This is a genomic window from Bacillus sp. EB106-08-02-XG196, assembly GCF_013396335.1.
Taxonomy (GTDB): domain Bacteria; phylum Bacillota; class Bacilli; order Bacillales; family Cytobacillaceae; genus Neobacillus.
The window spans coordinates 210,403-227,445 of sequence record NZ_JABWSY010000002.1 but is presented as its reverse complement, the minus strand read 5'-3'; the positions used below and the strand labels follow the sequence as shown (position 1 = coordinate 227,445).

General features: G+C 35.6%; 15 protein-coding genes. 9 read left to right on the top strand and 6 right to left on the bottom strand.

The window, feature by feature from the left end:
* Positions 1–9: 9 nt before the first annotated feature.
* Positions 10–1,260 (bottom strand): hypothetical protein, encoded by a 1,251-nt coding sequence (locus MLOOGBEN_RS04675; RefSeq protein ID WP_218781036.1) that lies wholly within the window; start codon positions 1,258–1,260, stop codon positions 10–12.
* Positions 1,261–2,034: 774 nt separating this feature from the next.
* Between MLOOGBEN_RS04675 and MLOOGBEN_RS28885 the strand changes: the two genes are divergently transcribed.
* Together MLOOGBEN_RS28885 and MLOOGBEN_RS04670 are read left to right on the top strand one after the other, a co-directional pair.
* Positions 2,035–2,850, top strand: coding sequence for a hypothetical protein (locus MLOOGBEN_RS28885; RefSeq protein WP_218781035.1), 816 nt, complete (start codon positions 2,035–2,037; stop codon positions 2,848–2,850).
* A 27-nt stretch (positions 2,851–2,877) separates the two neighbouring features.
* Positions 2,878–3,393, top strand: a complete 516-nt coding sequence (locus tag MLOOGBEN_RS04670; protein ID WP_179157100.1) for a CBO0543 family protein — start codon at positions 2,878–2,880, stop codon at positions 3,391–3,393.
* Positions 3,394–3,885: 492 nt separating this feature from the next.
* On the opposite strand, the gene MLOOGBEN_RS04665 is transcribed toward MLOOGBEN_RS04670, so the two are convergent.
* Positions 3,886–4,239 (bottom strand): hypothetical protein, encoded by a 354-nt coding sequence (locus tag MLOOGBEN_RS04665; RefSeq protein WP_179157099.1) that lies wholly within the window; start codon positions 4,237–4,239, stop codon positions 3,886–3,888.
* Positions 4,240–4,263: 24 nt separating this feature from the next.
* Between MLOOGBEN_RS04665 and MLOOGBEN_RS04660 the strand changes: the two genes are divergently transcribed.
* The gene (locus tag MLOOGBEN_RS04660) at positions 4,264–4,566 is read left to right on the top strand and encodes a hypothetical protein (RefSeq protein WP_218781034.1); all 303 of its coding nucleotides are present in this window, start codon (positions 4,264–4,266) and stop codon (positions 4,564–4,566) included.
* A gap of 235 nt (positions 4,567–4,801) precedes the next feature.
* On the opposite strand, the gene MLOOGBEN_RS29575 is transcribed toward MLOOGBEN_RS04660, so the two are convergent.
* The 3 genes from MLOOGBEN_RS29575 to MLOOGBEN_RS04645 all read right to left on the bottom strand — a co-directional run bounded on the left by MLOOGBEN_RS29575 (position 4,802) and on the right by MLOOGBEN_RS04645 (position 8,164).
* Complete coding sequence (locus MLOOGBEN_RS29575; RefSeq protein ID WP_218781033.1) at positions 4,802–5,446, bottom strand: collagen-like protein; 645 nt, start codon at positions 5,444–5,446, stop codon at positions 4,802–4,804.
* Positions 5,447–5,780: 334 nt separating this feature from the next.
* Entirely contained in the window at positions 5,781–6,155 is a 375-nt protein-coding gene (locus MLOOGBEN_RS04650; protein WP_368737761.1) for a competence protein ComK, read from the bottom strand.
* Between the two features lie 830 nt (positions 6,156–6,985).
* On the bottom strand, positions 6,986–8,164 hold the full coding sequence (locus MLOOGBEN_RS04645; RefSeq protein ID WP_179157097.1) for a chromate transporter: 1,179 nt from the start codon (positions 8,162–8,164) through the stop codon (positions 6,986–6,988).
* 270 nt (positions 8,165–8,434) lie between these two features.
* Between MLOOGBEN_RS04645 and MLOOGBEN_RS04640 the strand changes: the two genes are divergently transcribed.
* From MLOOGBEN_RS04640 to MLOOGBEN_RS04615, 6 genes are all read left to right on the top strand, one after another.
* Positions 8,435–9,169, top strand: coding sequence for an urease accessory protein UreH domain-containing protein (locus tag MLOOGBEN_RS04640; protein WP_179157096.1), 735 nt, complete (start codon positions 8,435–8,437; stop codon positions 9,167–9,169).
* 175 nt (positions 9,170–9,344) lie between these two features.
* Positions 9,345–9,551, top strand: coding sequence for a copper chaperone CopZ (gene copZ, locus MLOOGBEN_RS04635; protein WP_179157095.1), 207 nt, complete (start codon positions 9,345–9,347; stop codon positions 9,549–9,551).
* Between the two features lie 232 nt (positions 9,552–9,783).
* Positions 9,784–10,470 (top strand): response regulator transcription factor, encoded by a 687-nt coding sequence (locus tag MLOOGBEN_RS04630; RefSeq protein ID WP_179157094.1) that lies wholly within the window; start codon positions 9,784–9,786, stop codon positions 10,468–10,470.
* On the top strand, positions 10,471–11,841 hold the full coding sequence (locus MLOOGBEN_RS04625; RefSeq protein WP_179157093.1) for a HAMP domain-containing sensor histidine kinase: 1,371 nt from the start codon (positions 10,471–10,473) through the stop codon (positions 11,839–11,841).
* 105 nt (positions 11,842–11,946) lie between these two features.
* Positions 11,947–12,660 carry a hypothetical protein gene (locus MLOOGBEN_RS04620; protein WP_179157092.1) on the top strand — a complete coding sequence of 238 codons (714 nt, stop codon included), beginning with the start codon at positions 11,947–11,949 and terminating at the stop codon, positions 12,658–12,660.
* A 39-nt stretch (positions 12,661–12,699) separates the two neighbouring features.
* Complete coding sequence (locus MLOOGBEN_RS04615; protein WP_483296376.1) at positions 12,700–15,189, top strand: heavy metal translocating P-type ATPase; 2,490 nt, start codon at positions 12,700–12,702, stop codon at positions 15,187–15,189.
* Between the two features lie 85 nt (positions 15,190–15,274).
* On the opposite strand, the gene MLOOGBEN_RS04610 is transcribed toward MLOOGBEN_RS04615, so the two are convergent.
* Entirely contained in the window at positions 15,275–17,026 is a 1,752-nt protein-coding gene (locus MLOOGBEN_RS04610) for an urease accessory protein UreH domain-containing protein (protein WP_218781032.1), read from the bottom strand.
* Positions 17,027–17,043: the final 17 nt, after the last annotated feature.

Genomic DNA, 17,043 nt, shown 5'->3' with positions numbered 1-17,043 from the left:
TTGATTATCTTAAAATCCTGAAACAACTGTTGCAGTAGTGCCACTCCAATTTGTATAGTACAATAAATCCCTTGCAGTTTGACAATACTGAGCAGCTGATTTACTTAAACTTAAACGTGAATAAGTTGCATATGATGTTGACGTTAAACCTGCAAAAGTTGCAAGTGCTCCACCATAGTAAAGTGAAATAGCTACCCATCCAACAGGTCCAGTACCATATCCAGCTACGATGGTTACTAGTCCCATTAAAACGCCAAACCAACCAGCTACTTCAGTCCATGTAGCGTATTCCATTCTTTGAATAACATAACTTTCATAAGAAGTAATAGCAGATTTAAATTTAACCATGGTATTAGCATTTTTAGTGTTATTATAAGTTGTTCCTGTAATTTTTACATATTTATGCCCAGTACCACTCAGAGCTTGAGCAACAAATGCTCCTGTAGATAAATTGTGATTATAATAATTATCAAATGCTCCACGAGCTTCTACAGTAGCTAGTGTTGTTATTGGAGAATTAGAAGTATTTTCTTGTATAACTCCGCTTAATGCTTCATGATCAATTTGAATTGAACCATTTTTAAATTTAAGTACTCCTGCTTCTTGGAGCTTCTTACTCATCTCTCTCATTTCTTTCATTTTTTCAAATGTTATTCCATCAATATCTTTTTCAGTCACTTTAAAATGGTTGTTTTTTATTAATTTCTTAAGATGGGTAGTTACGGTATTTTTCTCGGTATCTGTTAAAGTTTTTATTTTTGGCTCAGTTATCTTGGTGGATTTAGTTACATTCTCTATGGTTTGAGGTGTATCAAATTCTTTGACTTGGAATTTATGTTTAGCTTTTCCTGTAGAGTAGTCATTAGTAAAAACATCAATCTTAAATACAGATTTTTGAAATTCACCTTCTAAGTCATAAAAATCCTCTAGAGCAGTAATTTTTGTTTGAATTGAATTTTTCCCTTCAGTAATTTCTGTAATAGAATTAACTTTTTTACTTCCGATGTTCTCGTATAAACCATCGTTATTTTGCTCAGATGATAAATTCTCCATCTCAAAACTTTCTACAGTTATGTGGCTTGTTGTTTCATCTGATGTTTGAGCAGGGCTAATACTGGGTGCAGTAATACCAAAGAATAGTACAAACGTAAAAACTAGTTTTAATAACTTCATTTCCTCCACTTCTTTTTCTATTTTTTTCAAATCTGCCCAATATATGGGAACTAAAATGAATGATAACACATAAACTTGAATTAACATGTTGGGAAATTTTTGCTAAATTTTTGTCGAAGACGGTACAACTGTGAAAAAATTTATCAAGTACCAGGCGGGTATGATTTAATATCAATTTCAATCATTTGTCTTCTTTGTGCCTTCTCCTTTAAATCTCTCAATACCATCCCCTCCAAATAAAAAAAGAAACACCTAAATCAACTAAAAAAAATAGTTGGCTGGGGTGCTTTCCACTAAAAATATACTCTTTCTGATTACGGCCATTGAAATGTACCAAAGAATGACAGACTGTTTACCACTGCAATCCATCTGATGATAAAAGATATAAAACCATAGTTTTGAGAATCAAAATGTTACAAAAAATTGATTGACTTTCAATAAGATTAGTCTTCTGCAAACGGTCCAGATTAACTCATGTATAACGTAGTAGACTTATACTGCGTAATACATATGTTCAGTTTTAAGTGGCTTTGTGAAAGAATGTACTTAAGCTAACGGTCAGATTACTTCAGTAAGGATTATTGTAACTGGATTGGACAAACTATTCCTAAATATATTTTAGGTTGATGAAAATGACCAAAATTGTTCCTTTTTTTTTGTGTTTAATTAGAGTCTACATTTCTGGGACAAATAATGAAACAGTATATGTTAGTCCGAATGATATGTCCACGCCCTCTTGAGGAATTGGAAAAAGCTATCCCTTTTGTAAATACTACTATTCATTCAAGGGAAAATAAGGAAAATTATTTAGACTTATTTATTTAAGGAGATAATATGCTATATTTTTTTCAAATTTTTATCATGGTGGTTATTGTAGGATGGTTATTAAAAACAAAAAGAGTGAGTTGGAATTCGTTTTGGACAATATTCACTATTGCATTGATAACTGTAGATATAATAGAAATTTTTATTAATTTGATCTTTAATCTTTATAAATTTCCAACTAATATTTTATCTGATCCTGATAAAGACAATTTTTTGGGGATACTTTGTGCTGATTCTATAATTTTACCTTTAACAGCGATTTTATTTTGTTATTGTGTTAAAAGTCATCCTTTTAAAACGAGTATTATTTTCACGATAGTTTACACATTTCTGGAGTGGATATATCTTAAACTTGAGTATCTTATATATCTAAATTGGAAACTTCATTATTCAGCATTGGCATACATAATTGGATTTTCATTTTTTTCGAAATATGCGAACAAACTTATCGATAGACCCTATAAAGTTCCATATTATATATCAATTACATGCTTCGCCTACTTTATCCTTGTTATACCTGGAGCTATTCCTGACGTACTACTCAATATGTATAATTTTAGACCGGGACTTGTACAAGACTTTTGGGTAGATGATAGAATTTCGGATTTAGGTTCTTGTCTCGTAATAGCTAACATAGTTGGATTCATTATTCCAAGGGTGCCAGTAAAGTACAAAAAACTTTCTTTTATTGTTTTAGCAATATTATCAGTATCATTCGGTTTGATTTCTTATTTTAATGGATGGCTTATCTATAATAAGTGGAATCATTTCTTAACTATTATTCGTTATTGTTTTCCTTTTCTTATTCTATATTTTTATGACAAATGGCAAATAAAGCTTCGTTATACCTAATAATTTCTTACAAAGTGGGAAGCAAATATGATACATCTTACGATTAAGTTTCTTTTTGTATTAGCCGCAATTAAGTGGGGAGATTTAAGGGGATGGAAAAAGTATTACCCTACGATTCAGTTTTTTATAATTGGTGATTTATTTTATAACCTGATATTCCATGATTATCGATTATGGAGGTTTGAAGAAATAATACCTTTATTTAAGTATGATATATTTCTTATTCTATCTTTTATGTTCTTAAGATACCCTGCAACTGTATTTATTTACTTAGGTAGGTTCCCAAAAGAAAAAGGAAAACCAATATTGTGGTACTTGTTCTGGGTGTTAATATATATTGGATTAGAAACTATTGACTTGAAAATAGGTTTAATAAAACATTATAACTCTTGGAACATTTGGTGGTCGCTTGTTTTTGATATGCTATTATTTGCATTACTAAAAATTCACCTTCATAAACCTCTATTAGCATGGGGACTTGCAATATTAAGTAGTATAGTATTATGGAACCTATTAGGAGTACCCTTTCATATTTTAAAGTAATATTTATGTATTTTTCTTATAATAATTTAAAAAATTGTTAAATATTGTGCTTAATGTAATGGATGCGGTGCTTAAATAAGAGTATCACCTTTTTTAATTCAATTATATTTTAAAGTGATCGTCTTTTCATATTAGACGACATACTGCGTAACAAAGGATGGTATATAAACTAACTGACCAGGTTAGTTAAAAAAGGTGGGGTTAAGTAAATTGTTATGCGATAAGTCCTACGGTATTTCAGTCCCTATGGTAAATATGCAAGGGAAGTCTAAGGGGGTATAATGAATCTATTTTGTGCAGAAGAAAATTTCCTGTGGAGAAATATAAAAGAAAATGGAACATGAATTTGTTAAATACTAGGCGGTCGAAGTTGGAATTAATAAATAATGGGTACTTAAAAATATAAGCCTTTCTGGCTTCGGCCTCGTGGTTCTTAGCAAATAAAAAAGCAGCAGAAACTAGAGATGTATCTACTGCTAATAAATTTTTTGATTATGAGTTGGTAATCGCTTCTAATCTTTTAGAAGCGTATCGGTATTGTTCTTTATAGTGGTTAACTACTGTTTCGAGTGCATTTTCTGATTTATCTTGTATATTGTTTTCTGGAACCCTTACTGGATTAGTGGTATTAAGTTCCTTAGGTAATGTAAGTAACCGATTCATTATTCCATTTATTAAATGATATTTATCTTTTAATAGTTTAAAAGTAATATCCGCCGGAACATATTCTGTAGAAATATATTTTTCAAAATCTTTTTTAGATACTTTGTATGATTCTATGTAACCTGATACCAATACCATAATAGACATGTTCTTAGCAAAAGACCTCTTTGCCACATACAGCACCAGCCTAACACCTGAACAAGCCGTATGGCTAACCAAAGCAATACTAGAACAAAAAACAGTCGGATAAATCGCAGCCGACCTAAACGTCCCAGTCGAAAGAGTGAAGTCGTGGAGGAAGGAGGCGATAAAGAAGATAAGGAGGAAGTGGTAAAGGTGGCTGACGCTACAGAAGAATTTCTAGAAAGATTAGGTACACCTCTAGAAGATTACTTGTCACAATATATGCCATATATAGAGGCTAAGCGTTATAGTGAGCAATATATTGAAAGTTGGACCTTTATTTCGGAGGGGGTAAAATCTTTACAATTTCAACTAATGTCCCACTAATGTTTAATTTTATAGAGTTAAAGTCATTAGAATTATAGTTTAATATAATCACCTCGTGGTTCTTGGATCACATCCATGCACATAGATGCTGAATTAGACGATAGGAGAGTTATTCACAGTACCGAGTGAATAACTCCCTCTTTTTTTGTTAAATATCCTTATTTTGATAGACCAGAAACTGTCCCCCTGGTTCTTCTTTAAAGTGTTACCGCACTGGGGGTCAGGGCCAAGTTTACTATCTACAGAACAGTACAGTTGGAGAACCGGATGGTAATATAGTTCCTATACCGGTTCCTGTGCTTCCTCCACCGACTGGCAATGATGGAATATTTACTTTATCACCGGCTCCAGATACGGGAGTACATGACCCATTAAGTGTTATTAAAGAGCCTTTTATTTCAGTCTTTACCATACTGTTTATTTTTACATTTGATGAGCCGTTTATGTTTATAGATGTACCCGTCAAATCAATAGCTCCTCCGGGTCCTTGTAGGGATAAGCCATTATCTGTCACTTCGATAGAATATAGACCATTTGGACTTTCAAACTTCCCGTTAAAAACACCTGTTTCCCCTTGCGGTCCCTGTAGGCCAGTTGGACCTTGTGGACCTATTGCCCCAGTATCTCCTATTTCACCCTTAACACCGGGATCACCTTTTGGGCCAACCTGGTTCCAACTAATCTTAACTTCATGATTTTGACATTCCTTAGCCTCATCAACCATTTTAAGAAGACCGTTATTCTGGTTAACACAGGCATAGTAAACAGTATTGCTATCTTCAGCAAATACTTCCACCATCGAAAAAGCAAGAACTACGGATAATGCAATGAAAAACATACGTACAAACGAGTTGTCAAAACTCTTCTTCATTTGATTCATTAGACCCATCTCCTTGTTGGTAGTTATAAAGTCCTTTTCTTGCTTTGATACAATTGCAAGCTGTGCTGCTCAAATAAGTAATTAGTACGATTTACGTTATTGCTATTACTACAGGTGGTGGAAATTAACTTACATAATAATGTAATTCACAAGTCCTAAATTTAGAACTGGTGGTTTAATAGGGGGTGGTTCGTGAACACATCCATGCACATAGATGCTGAATTGAACAATAGGGGAGTTAATCACGGTTAAAGGTGGTTAACTCCCCTATTTTTTACGTCTAAATATAATTATATGAGTTAGCCCAATGCCTTCCGTGATGCATCGCTATTATTCACACCAACATATCATGCTTCATATCACCAAGTGTGTTATTCGGATAATGATGTGAAAACCTGATAACGCAATAGGCAGCGTGGTGCATTTGTTTTTTCATGGTATGATGTGAAACAACTAATGTTAGTGTTAGATTGTTTTTAAAGGTGATAATTGACTTGTTTGGATTTTTTGGATGTGGTTCGAAGGTTCTGCCGTGGTGATAGAATATCCAATTGCATTCATGGACTTTGGGTGAGTGGGTTGGGAATGCATAGATTCCCTCAAGTGGGTTAATTGGGATTAGGACTTTGTTATGTGCACCGGTTTGGTGGCAGACTGCTAGTCGTCTACCGTCATATGTAGAACCGCCTTCGAGACATGCTGGTTTAATTAGCTGCAGCGGAGTTTTTTTACATAAAGCTGTTGATTCATTTCAACAACGATTTTTGCATAATCAATATGGTTAGCAGGTAAAAGGATTATTGCCAATCATTACAACATACCATTCAAGTTACCCAAACGATGCAAACAGAAATGAACACGCTTAGTGAGAAAGATATTCAACTCCTCGAAAAGATGTTGAGGTAATGGTATGAAAGAAGTAGCGTATCAAAAAAACATGTTACTAAGCTCTCTGTTAAACGAGTCATTAGAACAGCAAATAGACCGTTTTTAAGGAGAGAATACTGTCAAAGCTCAATTAGCTTTTCTCTTACTAACTCGGAATGAAAAAAAGGAAGAGTTTGAAGAGATTCATGATTGTATCAATGCAGAAAAAGGAATATCGCTAGTGGAAATTATCGAATGGGGTTACGTATTTTGGCTTTAACACAAAAAAAAATTAATCGTTTTCATACGTAAGTTGTTTGGAGAAGTCCCCTTCTAAAGAGAGGGGCTTTTTGTTTTTTTATCGTATAGCCAAGTTGAACAAGAGCGACAAATACAATGAGCTATTTGCTGCGTAGTACAACGATACTGTTCAAGAAACAGGATATTCAGCAATCGGGCGCTTTTCTTGAGGTTCGGATTTCTGAAAATGATCAAACTTTTTTACAAAAAATGCGCAATGCTTCACAAATCAAGAACCCGTTTTGATCAATCTTTTTTTCAAAACGGGTTCTTTTAAGTTAACGTAAAATGTGGGTTTGTAAGATGTTTTTGATCAAACTTTATTTTAAAGCTACAATGTCCTTTTGGGGCATCCTCGTTTTTTTACAATGATTATCCGATCAAATTTAGTAAGTAACCTCCGATAATTCCAGTAACAACAATCACCCAAGGTGGCAGTTTCCAATAGGCAAGCATGCTAAACAATAGGGCTGCAAAAGCAAAATCAATTGGGTTTAGGATTGTACTCGTCCAAATAGGATCATAAAAGGCAGAAATTAATATACCCACAACGGCTGCATTTACCCCCATTAATGCCCCTTTGATTTTTGGATTATGGCTTAAACTATTCCAAAACGGTAATGTACCTAAAACCAGCAAAAACGCAGGGAGGAAGATCGCAATGGTTGCTAGCAATCCGCCTGCCCAGCCACCCATTACGGCACCTATATAGGCAGCAAAGGTAAACAATGGTCCTGGTACAGCCTGGGCAGCACCATATCCAGCTAGGAAGGCTTCTTTACTGAGCCATCCGCTAGGAACAAATTCGCGCTCCAATAATGGTAAAACCACATGACCGCCGCCAAAGACCAAAGAACCGGAGCGGTAAAAGCTATCAAACATTGCAACCCAGCTTGAGGCACTCAACTCTCTTAAGATAGGAAGCAAAATCAATAATCCAAAAAATAAACCTAAACAAACAGATGCAAACTTTCGAGAAATCGGAAACTGTATATTCGCAGAGGAATCTTCAATCTGCCCCTTGTAAATAAAGTATCCAACAGCCGCTGCTAGTAGAATGATCCCTACCTGTGTGAGAGCTGTTTGCCATAGGAGAGTACCTATCAATGCAAACAGGGCAATTGTTTTACGGGAAAGATCAGGGGTTAGTTTTTGCGCCATACCCATAATGGCATGGGCAACAACACCAACTGCCACTATTTTCAATCCATGAATCCATCCCGTATTACCAATTTCCATCCCTTGTAGAATAAGAGCAAAAAGGATTAGTACAATGACTGAAGGAATGGTAAAACCAATAAATGCTAGTATCCCCCCTAATAACCCGCCGCGCATTACGCCAATTCCAATTCCAACTTGACTGCTGGCTGGACCAGGCAAGAATTGACATAATGCGACTAAGTTGGCATATCCCTGTTCGTCTAACCACTTTCTCTTTCGAACATACTCTTCATGAAAATATCCTAAATGAGCAACTGGACCCCCAAACGATGTTAAACCAAGCTTGGTAGAAACAAACAGGATTTCAAGTAAAAGATTATTTTTTTTCATAAAAGACCCCTTTATAGTTTCAATTAAAGCTAATATGCTTATTTGGCACACACGAATTATAATCAATCCATATTTAATTATATCTCCTTATCTTAGTGTCTTATGTTTTTTGTTCGTAAAAAATATTAAAGATTCATTACAAAGTAGAAATGAAAAAGAGAAGTTGTTGAAAAATTGTCGAAATCTCTACATACAGTCTTCATATAATCTGAGTACTATTGAAATAGTAGTAATTAGTAAATCCCCCATTACTAGAATTCAGGTGACCCAATGTATAATCTAATGAGTCAATTTAGTTCATTTGTAAGCAAACCGTTTTTTATCATAGCTAATAACTTGGAATCGTTACCAATTATATTTGCGCTGCTTTTGGGAATGGTCGGTGCACTTGCACCCTGTCAACTGACTGGAAACATCAGTGCTTTAACACTGTATGGCAACCGATCCTTTCAACAGAAAATTGTGTGGAAGGATGTCATCTTTTTCACTTTAGGAAAAGTAGCCGCCTTTTCATTATTAGGAGGACTTGTATGGATTTTAGGAAGAGAAATTCAAGATAGCCTTATATCGTATTTTCCATGGATCCGCAAAATTATGGGACCATTACTCATTATTGTTGGGTTATATATGTTAGGATTTATCAAACTAAAAGGGACAATTAATTTATTTAAAGGAAATAAAGATTACAAACAAGAAACTCCATTTGGTTCATTTATGTTAGGTTTTAGTTTTTCGCTAGCATTTTGTCCAACGATGTTTATCCTGTTTTTTGTTACCTTAATGCCGATTGTTTTGTCCAGCACATACGGATTTATCCTTCCTTCCATATTTGCATTAGGGACTGCTTTGCCGCTAATCATTTTTATTTTTATTATATGGTACCTAGGCGGGGGCGGGGTATTAATGAAAAAGGGAAGAAAGTTTGGGAATTCCATACAAAAAGTTTCAGGAATACTGATTATACTGTTAGGAATATTTGACGCCATTACCTATTGGTCTTTGTAACTACTTTTGGATAAAAATAAGGCTGTATGAACAAAGTGTGAAAGTTGGAAAATAATAAAATGAACGTATAAAAAACACTTTACATAGGGTAGGGGGGTATGGTTAAATATAGTTAAGAACCTTACCTATATTACAAAATAAACAAAAGTGTTAATTGCGAAAGGGTGTAAATAAAATGGAAAAAGTTACTTTAAACGTACTAGGAATGTCTTGCAATCATTGTGTAAAAGCTGTTGAAGGCAGTGTTGGTGAACTTAACGGAGTAAGCTCTGTAAAAGTTAACTTAAAAGCTAATACAGTTGATGTAGAATATAACAACCAAGAGGTATCACTAGATAAAATCAAAGAAGCAATTGATGATCAAGGTTACGACGTAGAGTAAAAATAGGAAAAGACACGTTCTAGGAAAGAATTATTAATTGGTACAAGAAAATTAATGAATAAGTACAACGTGGAGGCCGCTTCTGCTTTTGAAAAAATGAATGAAAGTAAAACTATAGTAATCCTTCAAAAAGGCTGACACATAATTGTCAGCCTTTTTCACATTTTTCACTATCTTTAACTATTATACTTATTTTACAAGCAATCAAATTTAATAAGCCGGGTGAAATCATATGAATCATATTTTACTAATTGAAGATGAGGAAAGTGTGTCAACTGTCATAAAAGGATATTTAGACAAAGAAGGTTATACGGTTCATTGTTCATCCACTGGGCTAAAAGGGTTGGATCTTTTAAAAACAGCAGATTTTAAATTAATTATTCTAGATTTAATGCTGCCTGATATCAGCGGTGAAGAAGTTTGTAAAATCATACGTCAATCATCTGATGTGCATATCTTTATGCTGACTGCAAAAGGATCATTAAATGACAAAATAGAGGGATTAAATATGGGTGCTGATGAGTATTTAATAAAACCATTCAGCCCAAGAGAATTAACTGCCAGAGTAAATGCTTTATTTAGGAGAATAAGCTCCAAGTTCCCTTCATCTAAGATTATTTTCGACGATGGTTATTTATCGATTGATTGTGATAAAAGAACAGTCCGAATTTTGGGGCAAGAGGTTCCGTTTACACCTAATGAGTTTGATATTATTTGTGCACTAGTTTCAGCAAAAGGAAGTGTGTTATCGAGAGAACAGTTGATTGATAAAATCTTTGGTGCAGATTTTAGCGGTTATGATCGGACCATTGATGTGCATATAAAAAATATTCGTAAAAAGATAGAAATAGATACCAAGAACCCAAAATATGTCCTTACGGTTATGAAAGCAGGATATAAGTTTGGCGGTGAGAGGTAAGTGCAATCTATCAGCAGAAGATTAAGTATTTTATTGGTATTATCGGCGGTTGCTGCTATCCTGCTGGTTACTATTTTTGTTAATATGACAGTTTCCAATAAATTTAACGAATACATGATTGAAATCCAGAACAAGAGGTATGAAAGAATTGTTTCCTATTTCGAAGAAGCCTACAAAAGGGAAGGTAAATGGTCCTCAGATACAGGTGTAGAATTAATGCATGAGGCATATATGGGAAATTATTGTTTGACACTTTTAGATAGCCGTAAACAGGCAGTCTGGGGAATGGACCCTGACGACTTAAATACTCAAATCCATATTGGGGAAATGTCAGGACATGATAGTGGTGTGTATTCTACCAAAACGTTTGACATTAAAGTGGATGGAAACGTAGTTGGTTTTGTCGATATTGGACAATATTCTTCTGTGCTTTTATCAGAAGAGGATCTAACCTTTAAATCTTCTATAAACAAAAGCATTTTTGCCAGTGGTGCACTTACCCTCATTATCATTATTAGCTTAAGTCTATATTTTTCAAAACAATTTTCAACACCGATTCGGGAAGTAGCCAAAATGTCTGTTAGCTTATCTCAAGGTAACTTTGATACAGTTTCAAATAGTAAAAGTAATATTGAAGAATTAGAGGATTTAAGAAAGAGTGTGAACATCCTTGCAGGAAAATTAAAGTATCAGGACGCGCTTCGAAAAAGGTTAGTATCGGATATTACGCATGAGATTAGGACGCCTTTGAATGTCCTTCAAAATAATCTTGAGGCCATGATTGACGGCGTAGTTCCAGTAACAAAAGAGGGATTAAATTATCTAAATGAGGAAGTCATTCGGTTTGGAAAATTAGTAAATAACTTAAACCTGTTAAAAGAGTTTGAATCGGAGAGCATCAAGCTTAATTATGAAACGATTCACCTAGAGGATTTAATTACAGAGATGAGTAAAGATTTTTTCATCGGTTCTGATTGTAAAAATATTTCTATCGAATATGATATTCAACCAGATGAAACCTATCAAATGATTTGTGACAAAGATAAGATAAAACAAGTAATAATTAATTTATTTTCAAACTCTATAAAATTCACTGAAAGCAATGGAAAAGTACTGATTAAACTATATAAAGAAAATAAAAAGATCATCTTAGAAATAATGGATAACGGAATTGGTATTAAACCGGAAGATTTACCCTTTATTTTTGAAAGGCTGTATAGAGGTGATAAAAGCAGGAATCAAATTGAAGGAAATGGGATTGGATTAACGATTGTTAAGAATATCCTTGAGCTTCACAATTCGTTAATTGAGGTAGAAAGTGAAGAAGGAGTAGGAACTTCAGTGAAGGTCTATTTTAATTCAACAAATTAACGCATATCTGTGACCAAAATTTGACACTCTTATATTCTTCATATTGTCTTCATAACACTTTACTATTCTAATGTTGTTAGCATTAAACATGAGGAGTTGTAGAGAATGAAAAAGAAGATAGTTACCTTGCTAGTTTCGAGCGCAATATTAACAGCCTTCACGGGTTGCAGCAGACCAGTAACAGGAGATAAAGAGGCAGATAATGCTCTTCTTGCCTTTAACAAAATTGTTAAGGCTTACCCTGATAAAAAAGGGTTCCATGAAGCTCTAAAACATTGGGGCTTTGAGCTTCCAACAGGTGAAAAGTTTGAATGGAGTAAAGATATGTCAGCTAATAAGGCGGATTTTGCTATGGTTATGCTAGCGGATCCTCTTGTAGAAGCAGGACTTGATATTAAAAAACTTGATGAAAACGAATGGCTTTATGAACCTGCTGCTAAGGACGATAAAGGAAATGATTTACCTAATCGTCTTATTAAACCCTACAATGTATCAGATAAAAAACAAGCTTCAAATGGTTCAGAAGATTCCATGAGAAGACTCTTAAAGGCTGATACAGACAATGTTAAGTATCATAAGGATGTACAACATTTTGATCTTAGCCTTGGAGAAGGCAACCAAGTTCAGTGGACAGAAAAGCTAGGTACAAATGATGCTGATATGATCTTTGTGTTAAATGCGGAGCCCCTTGTAGAAGCAGGAATAGATATCAATAAACTTGAAGACAGCGGTTGGGTCTTTAAAGAAGCAAGTGAGGATGATATGGGAATGGGAGCAAGTCCAGACCAAATCGTTAAAATCTACGATATTAAAAAATAATAAATAAACCACCCCTGATATCTTGGGTGGTTGTCATATTTGATAGAAAAGATTGGAGTGAGTGGGTTGGAACAGAGTCTTAAAATAGGTGGAATGACCTGTGCTGCTTGTGCCAAGCGAATTGAAAAAGTAACAAAAAAGCTTGAGGGAGTTCAAGATTCAAACGTGAATTATGCAACCGAGAAACTTAGCATTCAGTATGATGAAAACATCGTATCGCTCCCAGCTATTCGTGCAACGATTGAGAAGGCGGGGTATGAGGCTATTATTGAGTGTGCTAATAGGGTACTGCAAATAGAAGGAATGACCTGTGCAGCATGTGCCAAACGAATTGAAAAGGTTACTAGTAAGCTTGATGGCGTGCTGGAATCAAGTGTTAATTATGCAACGGAAAAATTATCAATAAGCTTTGAGCCTTCTAAGGTGAGAGTTTCAGATATTAAACAAGCAATTGAGAAGGCAGGATATAATGCAACTGAAGAGGAAACAACAGTTGATAGTGATAAAGAGAGAAAAGAAAAGGAAATCAAGCTGCTATGGAAGAAGTTTGTGATTTCTGCAGTCTTCACCGTGCCACTGCTTGTTATCACAATGGGCCATATGTTTTTTGAACCGCTTGGTTTTAAACTTCCAGCGATTATTGATCCAATGGTGAATCCGCTATACTTTGGCCTCATTCAATTATTATTGGTACTTCCAGTGTTATTTGCTGGCAATAGGTTCTTTACGGTTGGCTTTAGCTCTTTGATCAGTAGAAGCCCCAATATGGACTCTTTAATTGCTATGGGTACTTCTGCAGCATTCCTTTATGGAATCTTTGCTATTTTTCAGATATATGGCGGGAATATCGATTATGCTTACGATTTATATTTTGAAGCGGCCGGCGTTATTATAACCTTAATCCTGCTAGGTAAATATTTAGAAGCCGTTACAAAAGGAAAGACCTCTGAGGCAATAAAGAAACTAATGGGACTAGCCCCTAAAACAGCAATTATTATTCGTAATGGTAAAGAAGTAGAAATCGCAATTGAGGAAGTAGAAGTTGGTGATATCATTGTCGTTAAACCAGGAGAAAAAATGCCTGTAGATGGCGAAGTAATCGAAGGGATGACGTCTGTTGATGAATCAATGCTGACTGGTGAAAGTATGCCAGTAGAAAAAAATATAGGCGATGCTATAATCGGAGCAAGTATCAATAAAAATGGATTGATAAAATATAAAGCTACTAGAGTTGGGAAAGATACTGCATTAGCACAGATTATTAAATTAGTAGAAGATGCGCAAGGTTCAAAGGCCCCGATTGCAAAGATGGCAGATATTATTTCTGGATATTTTGTTCCTGCGGTAATTGGAATCGCGATTGCGGCGGCATTGGCTTGGTATTTCTTTGCGGGTGAAACGGGAGTATTCTCTTTAACAATTTTTATCTCTGTTCTTGTTATTGCCTGCCCATGTGCATTAGGATTGGCAACCCCAACAGCTATTATGGTAGGTACTGGAAAGGGAGCTGAATATGGGGTATTAATTAAAAGCGGTGTTGCCTTAGAGACTGCTCATAAAATTAAAACCATTGTCTTTGATAAAACTGGGACAATAACTGAGGGCAAGCCAAAGGTTACGGATGTTGTTATGAAGAGTGAGAGTGAAATTACAGAGGAATACCTGCTCCAATTGGCCGCTTCTGCTGAAAAAGGTTCAGAGCATCCATTAGGTGAAGCGATTGTGAAAGATGCTGAGGAAAGAGGCATAGAATTTAAAAACTTAGACTTTTTCAAAGCAATTCCTGGTCATGGAATTGAGGTTGAAATGGATGGTAAGAACATTTTACTCGGAAATCGAAAGCTTATGGTTGAAAGTGAGATTTCGCTAAAAGACCTTGAGGTAACATCTGATAGGCTTGCTGGCGAGGGTAAGACTCCAATGTATGTGGCAATAGATGGTCAGATGGCTGGAATTATCGCAGTAGCAGATACCGTTAAAGAAAATAGTAAAAAAGCAATTGAACAGCTTCATAAGATGGGCATTGAAGTTGCCATGATTACCGGCGATAACAGAAGGACGGCAGAGGCGATTGCCAAACAGGTTGGGATTGACAGAGTGTTAGCGGAAGTCCTGCCTGAAGACAAAGCAAACGAGGTTAAAAAGATTCAGGCAGAAGATAGAAAAGTAGCAATGGTGGGCGATGGTATAAACGATGCTCCTGCTCTTGCACAGGCGGATATCGGTATTGCCATTGGTTCTGGTACAGATGTTGCTATGGAATCAGCAGATATTGTTCTTATGAGAAGTGATCTAATGGATGTACCAACTGCCATCCAATTAAGTAAAAAAACAATCTCAAACATAAAACAAAACTTATTTTGGGCATTCGGTTACAACACCTTAGGAATACCAATCGCGATGGGAGTACTCTACTTATTTGGAGGACCGCTGCTAAACCCAATCATCGCAGCCGCTGCCATGAGCTTAAGCTCAGTATCTGTTCTACTAAATGCTTTAAGACTAAAAGGATTTAAACCAGCTAAATAATAAAAAATGGCAGCGAATATGAATCGCTGCCATTTTTTATTGGGTAACTATTGTAGGTATTTAGCTCTAATTTCCTCTAGGTCGACTATATTGATATCATCACCACTTCTATCATTCCAAGTATTTCTTTTTCATTTAGGTAGATACCATAGGAACCACTATTACTAATAGTAAATTCAATATTATTGACCCCTTTTGTACCGGTAAAATCGGTAATAATTTGCATTGTTGATGAATTCAGAATCATAAAGTACCCTTCTGCATTATCAAAGGATGAGAGATCTAAAGTCACTTTTGTATTGATCCCTTTATTAACCACCATAATAAGCGGCTCAAATTCATATCCAGTTCCTTTTATTGAAATTGTCTGCTCATTACCAGCCACTTCAGCTTTTTTAACTAATCGTTCTGTTGCTACCTTACTAAAATCGTCACCGTAGATACTAGGCTGAGCAGGTTCCGCTGGGAGTGCCTTAACAGCAGAATCAAGCCCCTCCCCGTCGCTGCCGGAAGCTGTAATAGCTTCTAAATCATCTACAACTTTAATTACTCCACGCTTCATTCCCATCCAGCAGCTGAAATTAAGCTCTTCACTCCCTGGTGTGAATTCAATTAGATTATTTCCACTTTGCAGCTTCTGTTGAATATCCATACCAGGCACTACAATCGTATTATTACAGCTAGTAATTTCTTCACCATTTATAACCCATTTAAGCGGCATTCCCTTTTGCACATAAAGAGTTTTTGGAGTATAGCCATAAACATTAGCAGTCATATTCAAGACCTGAACTCCATCTTTAATTGTTGCTTTAATCTCATCGGTCGAGGATGAGGAGGCGTTTGCATCGCCGAAGGCTCCCACACTGGACATAATAGCCATTGGGCTGATATTCATGCCTGCCAAGGCAAGCCCTCTGTTACTCATAATAAGGCCGAGCATAATTATTAACATACCGCTAAACTTTAGTATTTTTTTTGTATACCCTTTGCTCAACAACCCTGATAATACTCCAAATGTCAGCATGAGCGGGACTGTTCCAATAGAGAACATAAACATCGATAAGGCACCTGCAACAGCACTGCCTGTTCCTAAAGCAAAAATTTGCATGGTTTGTAAGGGTCCACAGGGCATTAATCCGTTTAGAAGCCCGACATAAAATGGTGCTCTTGGTTTACTCATTGCTCTACAAGCAACATTTGGCAATTTAATTTGGAATTTTCTAAAGGCCTTAAAACCAGCCATATTAAAGCCCATCATAATCATGAAAACACCAGCAAATAACTGCAAACCGGCTTTAGCGGTTAGGGACAGAGCGAAAACTGAACCAATAGCACCAATGACCCCGCCAAGTACCGTATATGCGACCACTCTTCCGGCGTTATATAAAAGTGCTGGCTTTATTGCTTCAAATTTATTCTTGCTTTCTTTTCCAATACTTTGCGAAAGCATGATTCCACCGCACATACCTACACAATGGATTGAAGTAATCACTCCAACTACAAATAATACAGCATAGGAAGCATTATTTAGTTGTGATTCCATATCGTAATTCCCAGAGTTGATTCCTAGTAACACAACGGCTGCTACTGCAATCATGATGCCAATAAACTTAAAGTCTTTAGGACTTTCAGTGCTATAACCTACACTCTCAATAGCGTTTTTAATTTTTTTTAAATCACAGAAATGATCATCATATTCAATTTCCGCAAATTGACCGCTAAAACTAGCTTTTACATCGAGGACCCCATCTAATTTTCTTACGGTCCTCTCAACCCGCTTCTCGCAGGATGTACAGGTCATTTCATATACCTTTATACGTTCTTTTATTACACTCATAAATTTCCCTGCCTTTA

Coding starts and splice junctions, on each gene's coding strand:
- MLOOGBEN_RS04610 (WP_218781032.1), bottom strand. CDS start 17,026: ATGAGTGTAATAAAAGAACGTATAAAGGTATATGAAATGACCTGTACA.
- MLOOGBEN_RS04620 (WP_179157092.1), top strand. CDS start 11,947: ATGAAAAAGAAGATAGTTACCTTGCTAGTTTCGAGCGCAATATTAACA.
- MLOOGBEN_RS04640 (WP_179157096.1), top strand. CDS start 8,435: ATGTATAATCTAATGAGTCAATTTAGTTCATTTGTAAGCAAACCGTTT.
- MLOOGBEN_RS04645 (WP_179157097.1), bottom strand. CDS start 8,164: ATGAAAAAAAATAATCTTTTACTTGAAATCCTGTTTGTTTCTACCAAG.
- MLOOGBEN_RS04660 (WP_218781034.1), top strand. CDS start 4,264: ATGGCTAACCAAAGCAATACTAGAACAAAAAACAGTCGGATAAATCGC.
- MLOOGBEN_RS04675 (WP_218781036.1), bottom strand. CDS start 1,260: ATGTTAATTCAAGTTTATGTGTTATCATTCATTTTAGTTCCCATATAT.
- MLOOGBEN_RS04670 (WP_179157100.1), top strand. CDS start 2,878: ATGATACATCTTACGATTAAGTTTCTTTTTGTATTAGCCGCAATTAAG.
- MLOOGBEN_RS04630 (WP_179157094.1), top strand. CDS start 9,784: ATGAATCATATTTTACTAATTGAAGATGAGGAAAGTGTGTCAACTGTC.
- MLOOGBEN_RS29575 (WP_218781033.1), bottom strand. CDS start 5,446: ATGAATCAAATGAAGAAGAGTTTTGACAACTCGTTTGTACGTATGTTT.
- copZ (WP_179157095.1), top strand. CDS start 9,345: ATGGAAAAAGTTACTTTAAACGTACTAGGAATGTCTTGCAATCATTGT.
- MLOOGBEN_RS28885 (WP_218781035.1), top strand. CDS start 2,035: ATGGTGGTTATTGTAGGATGGTTATTAAAAACAAAAAGAGTGAGTTGG.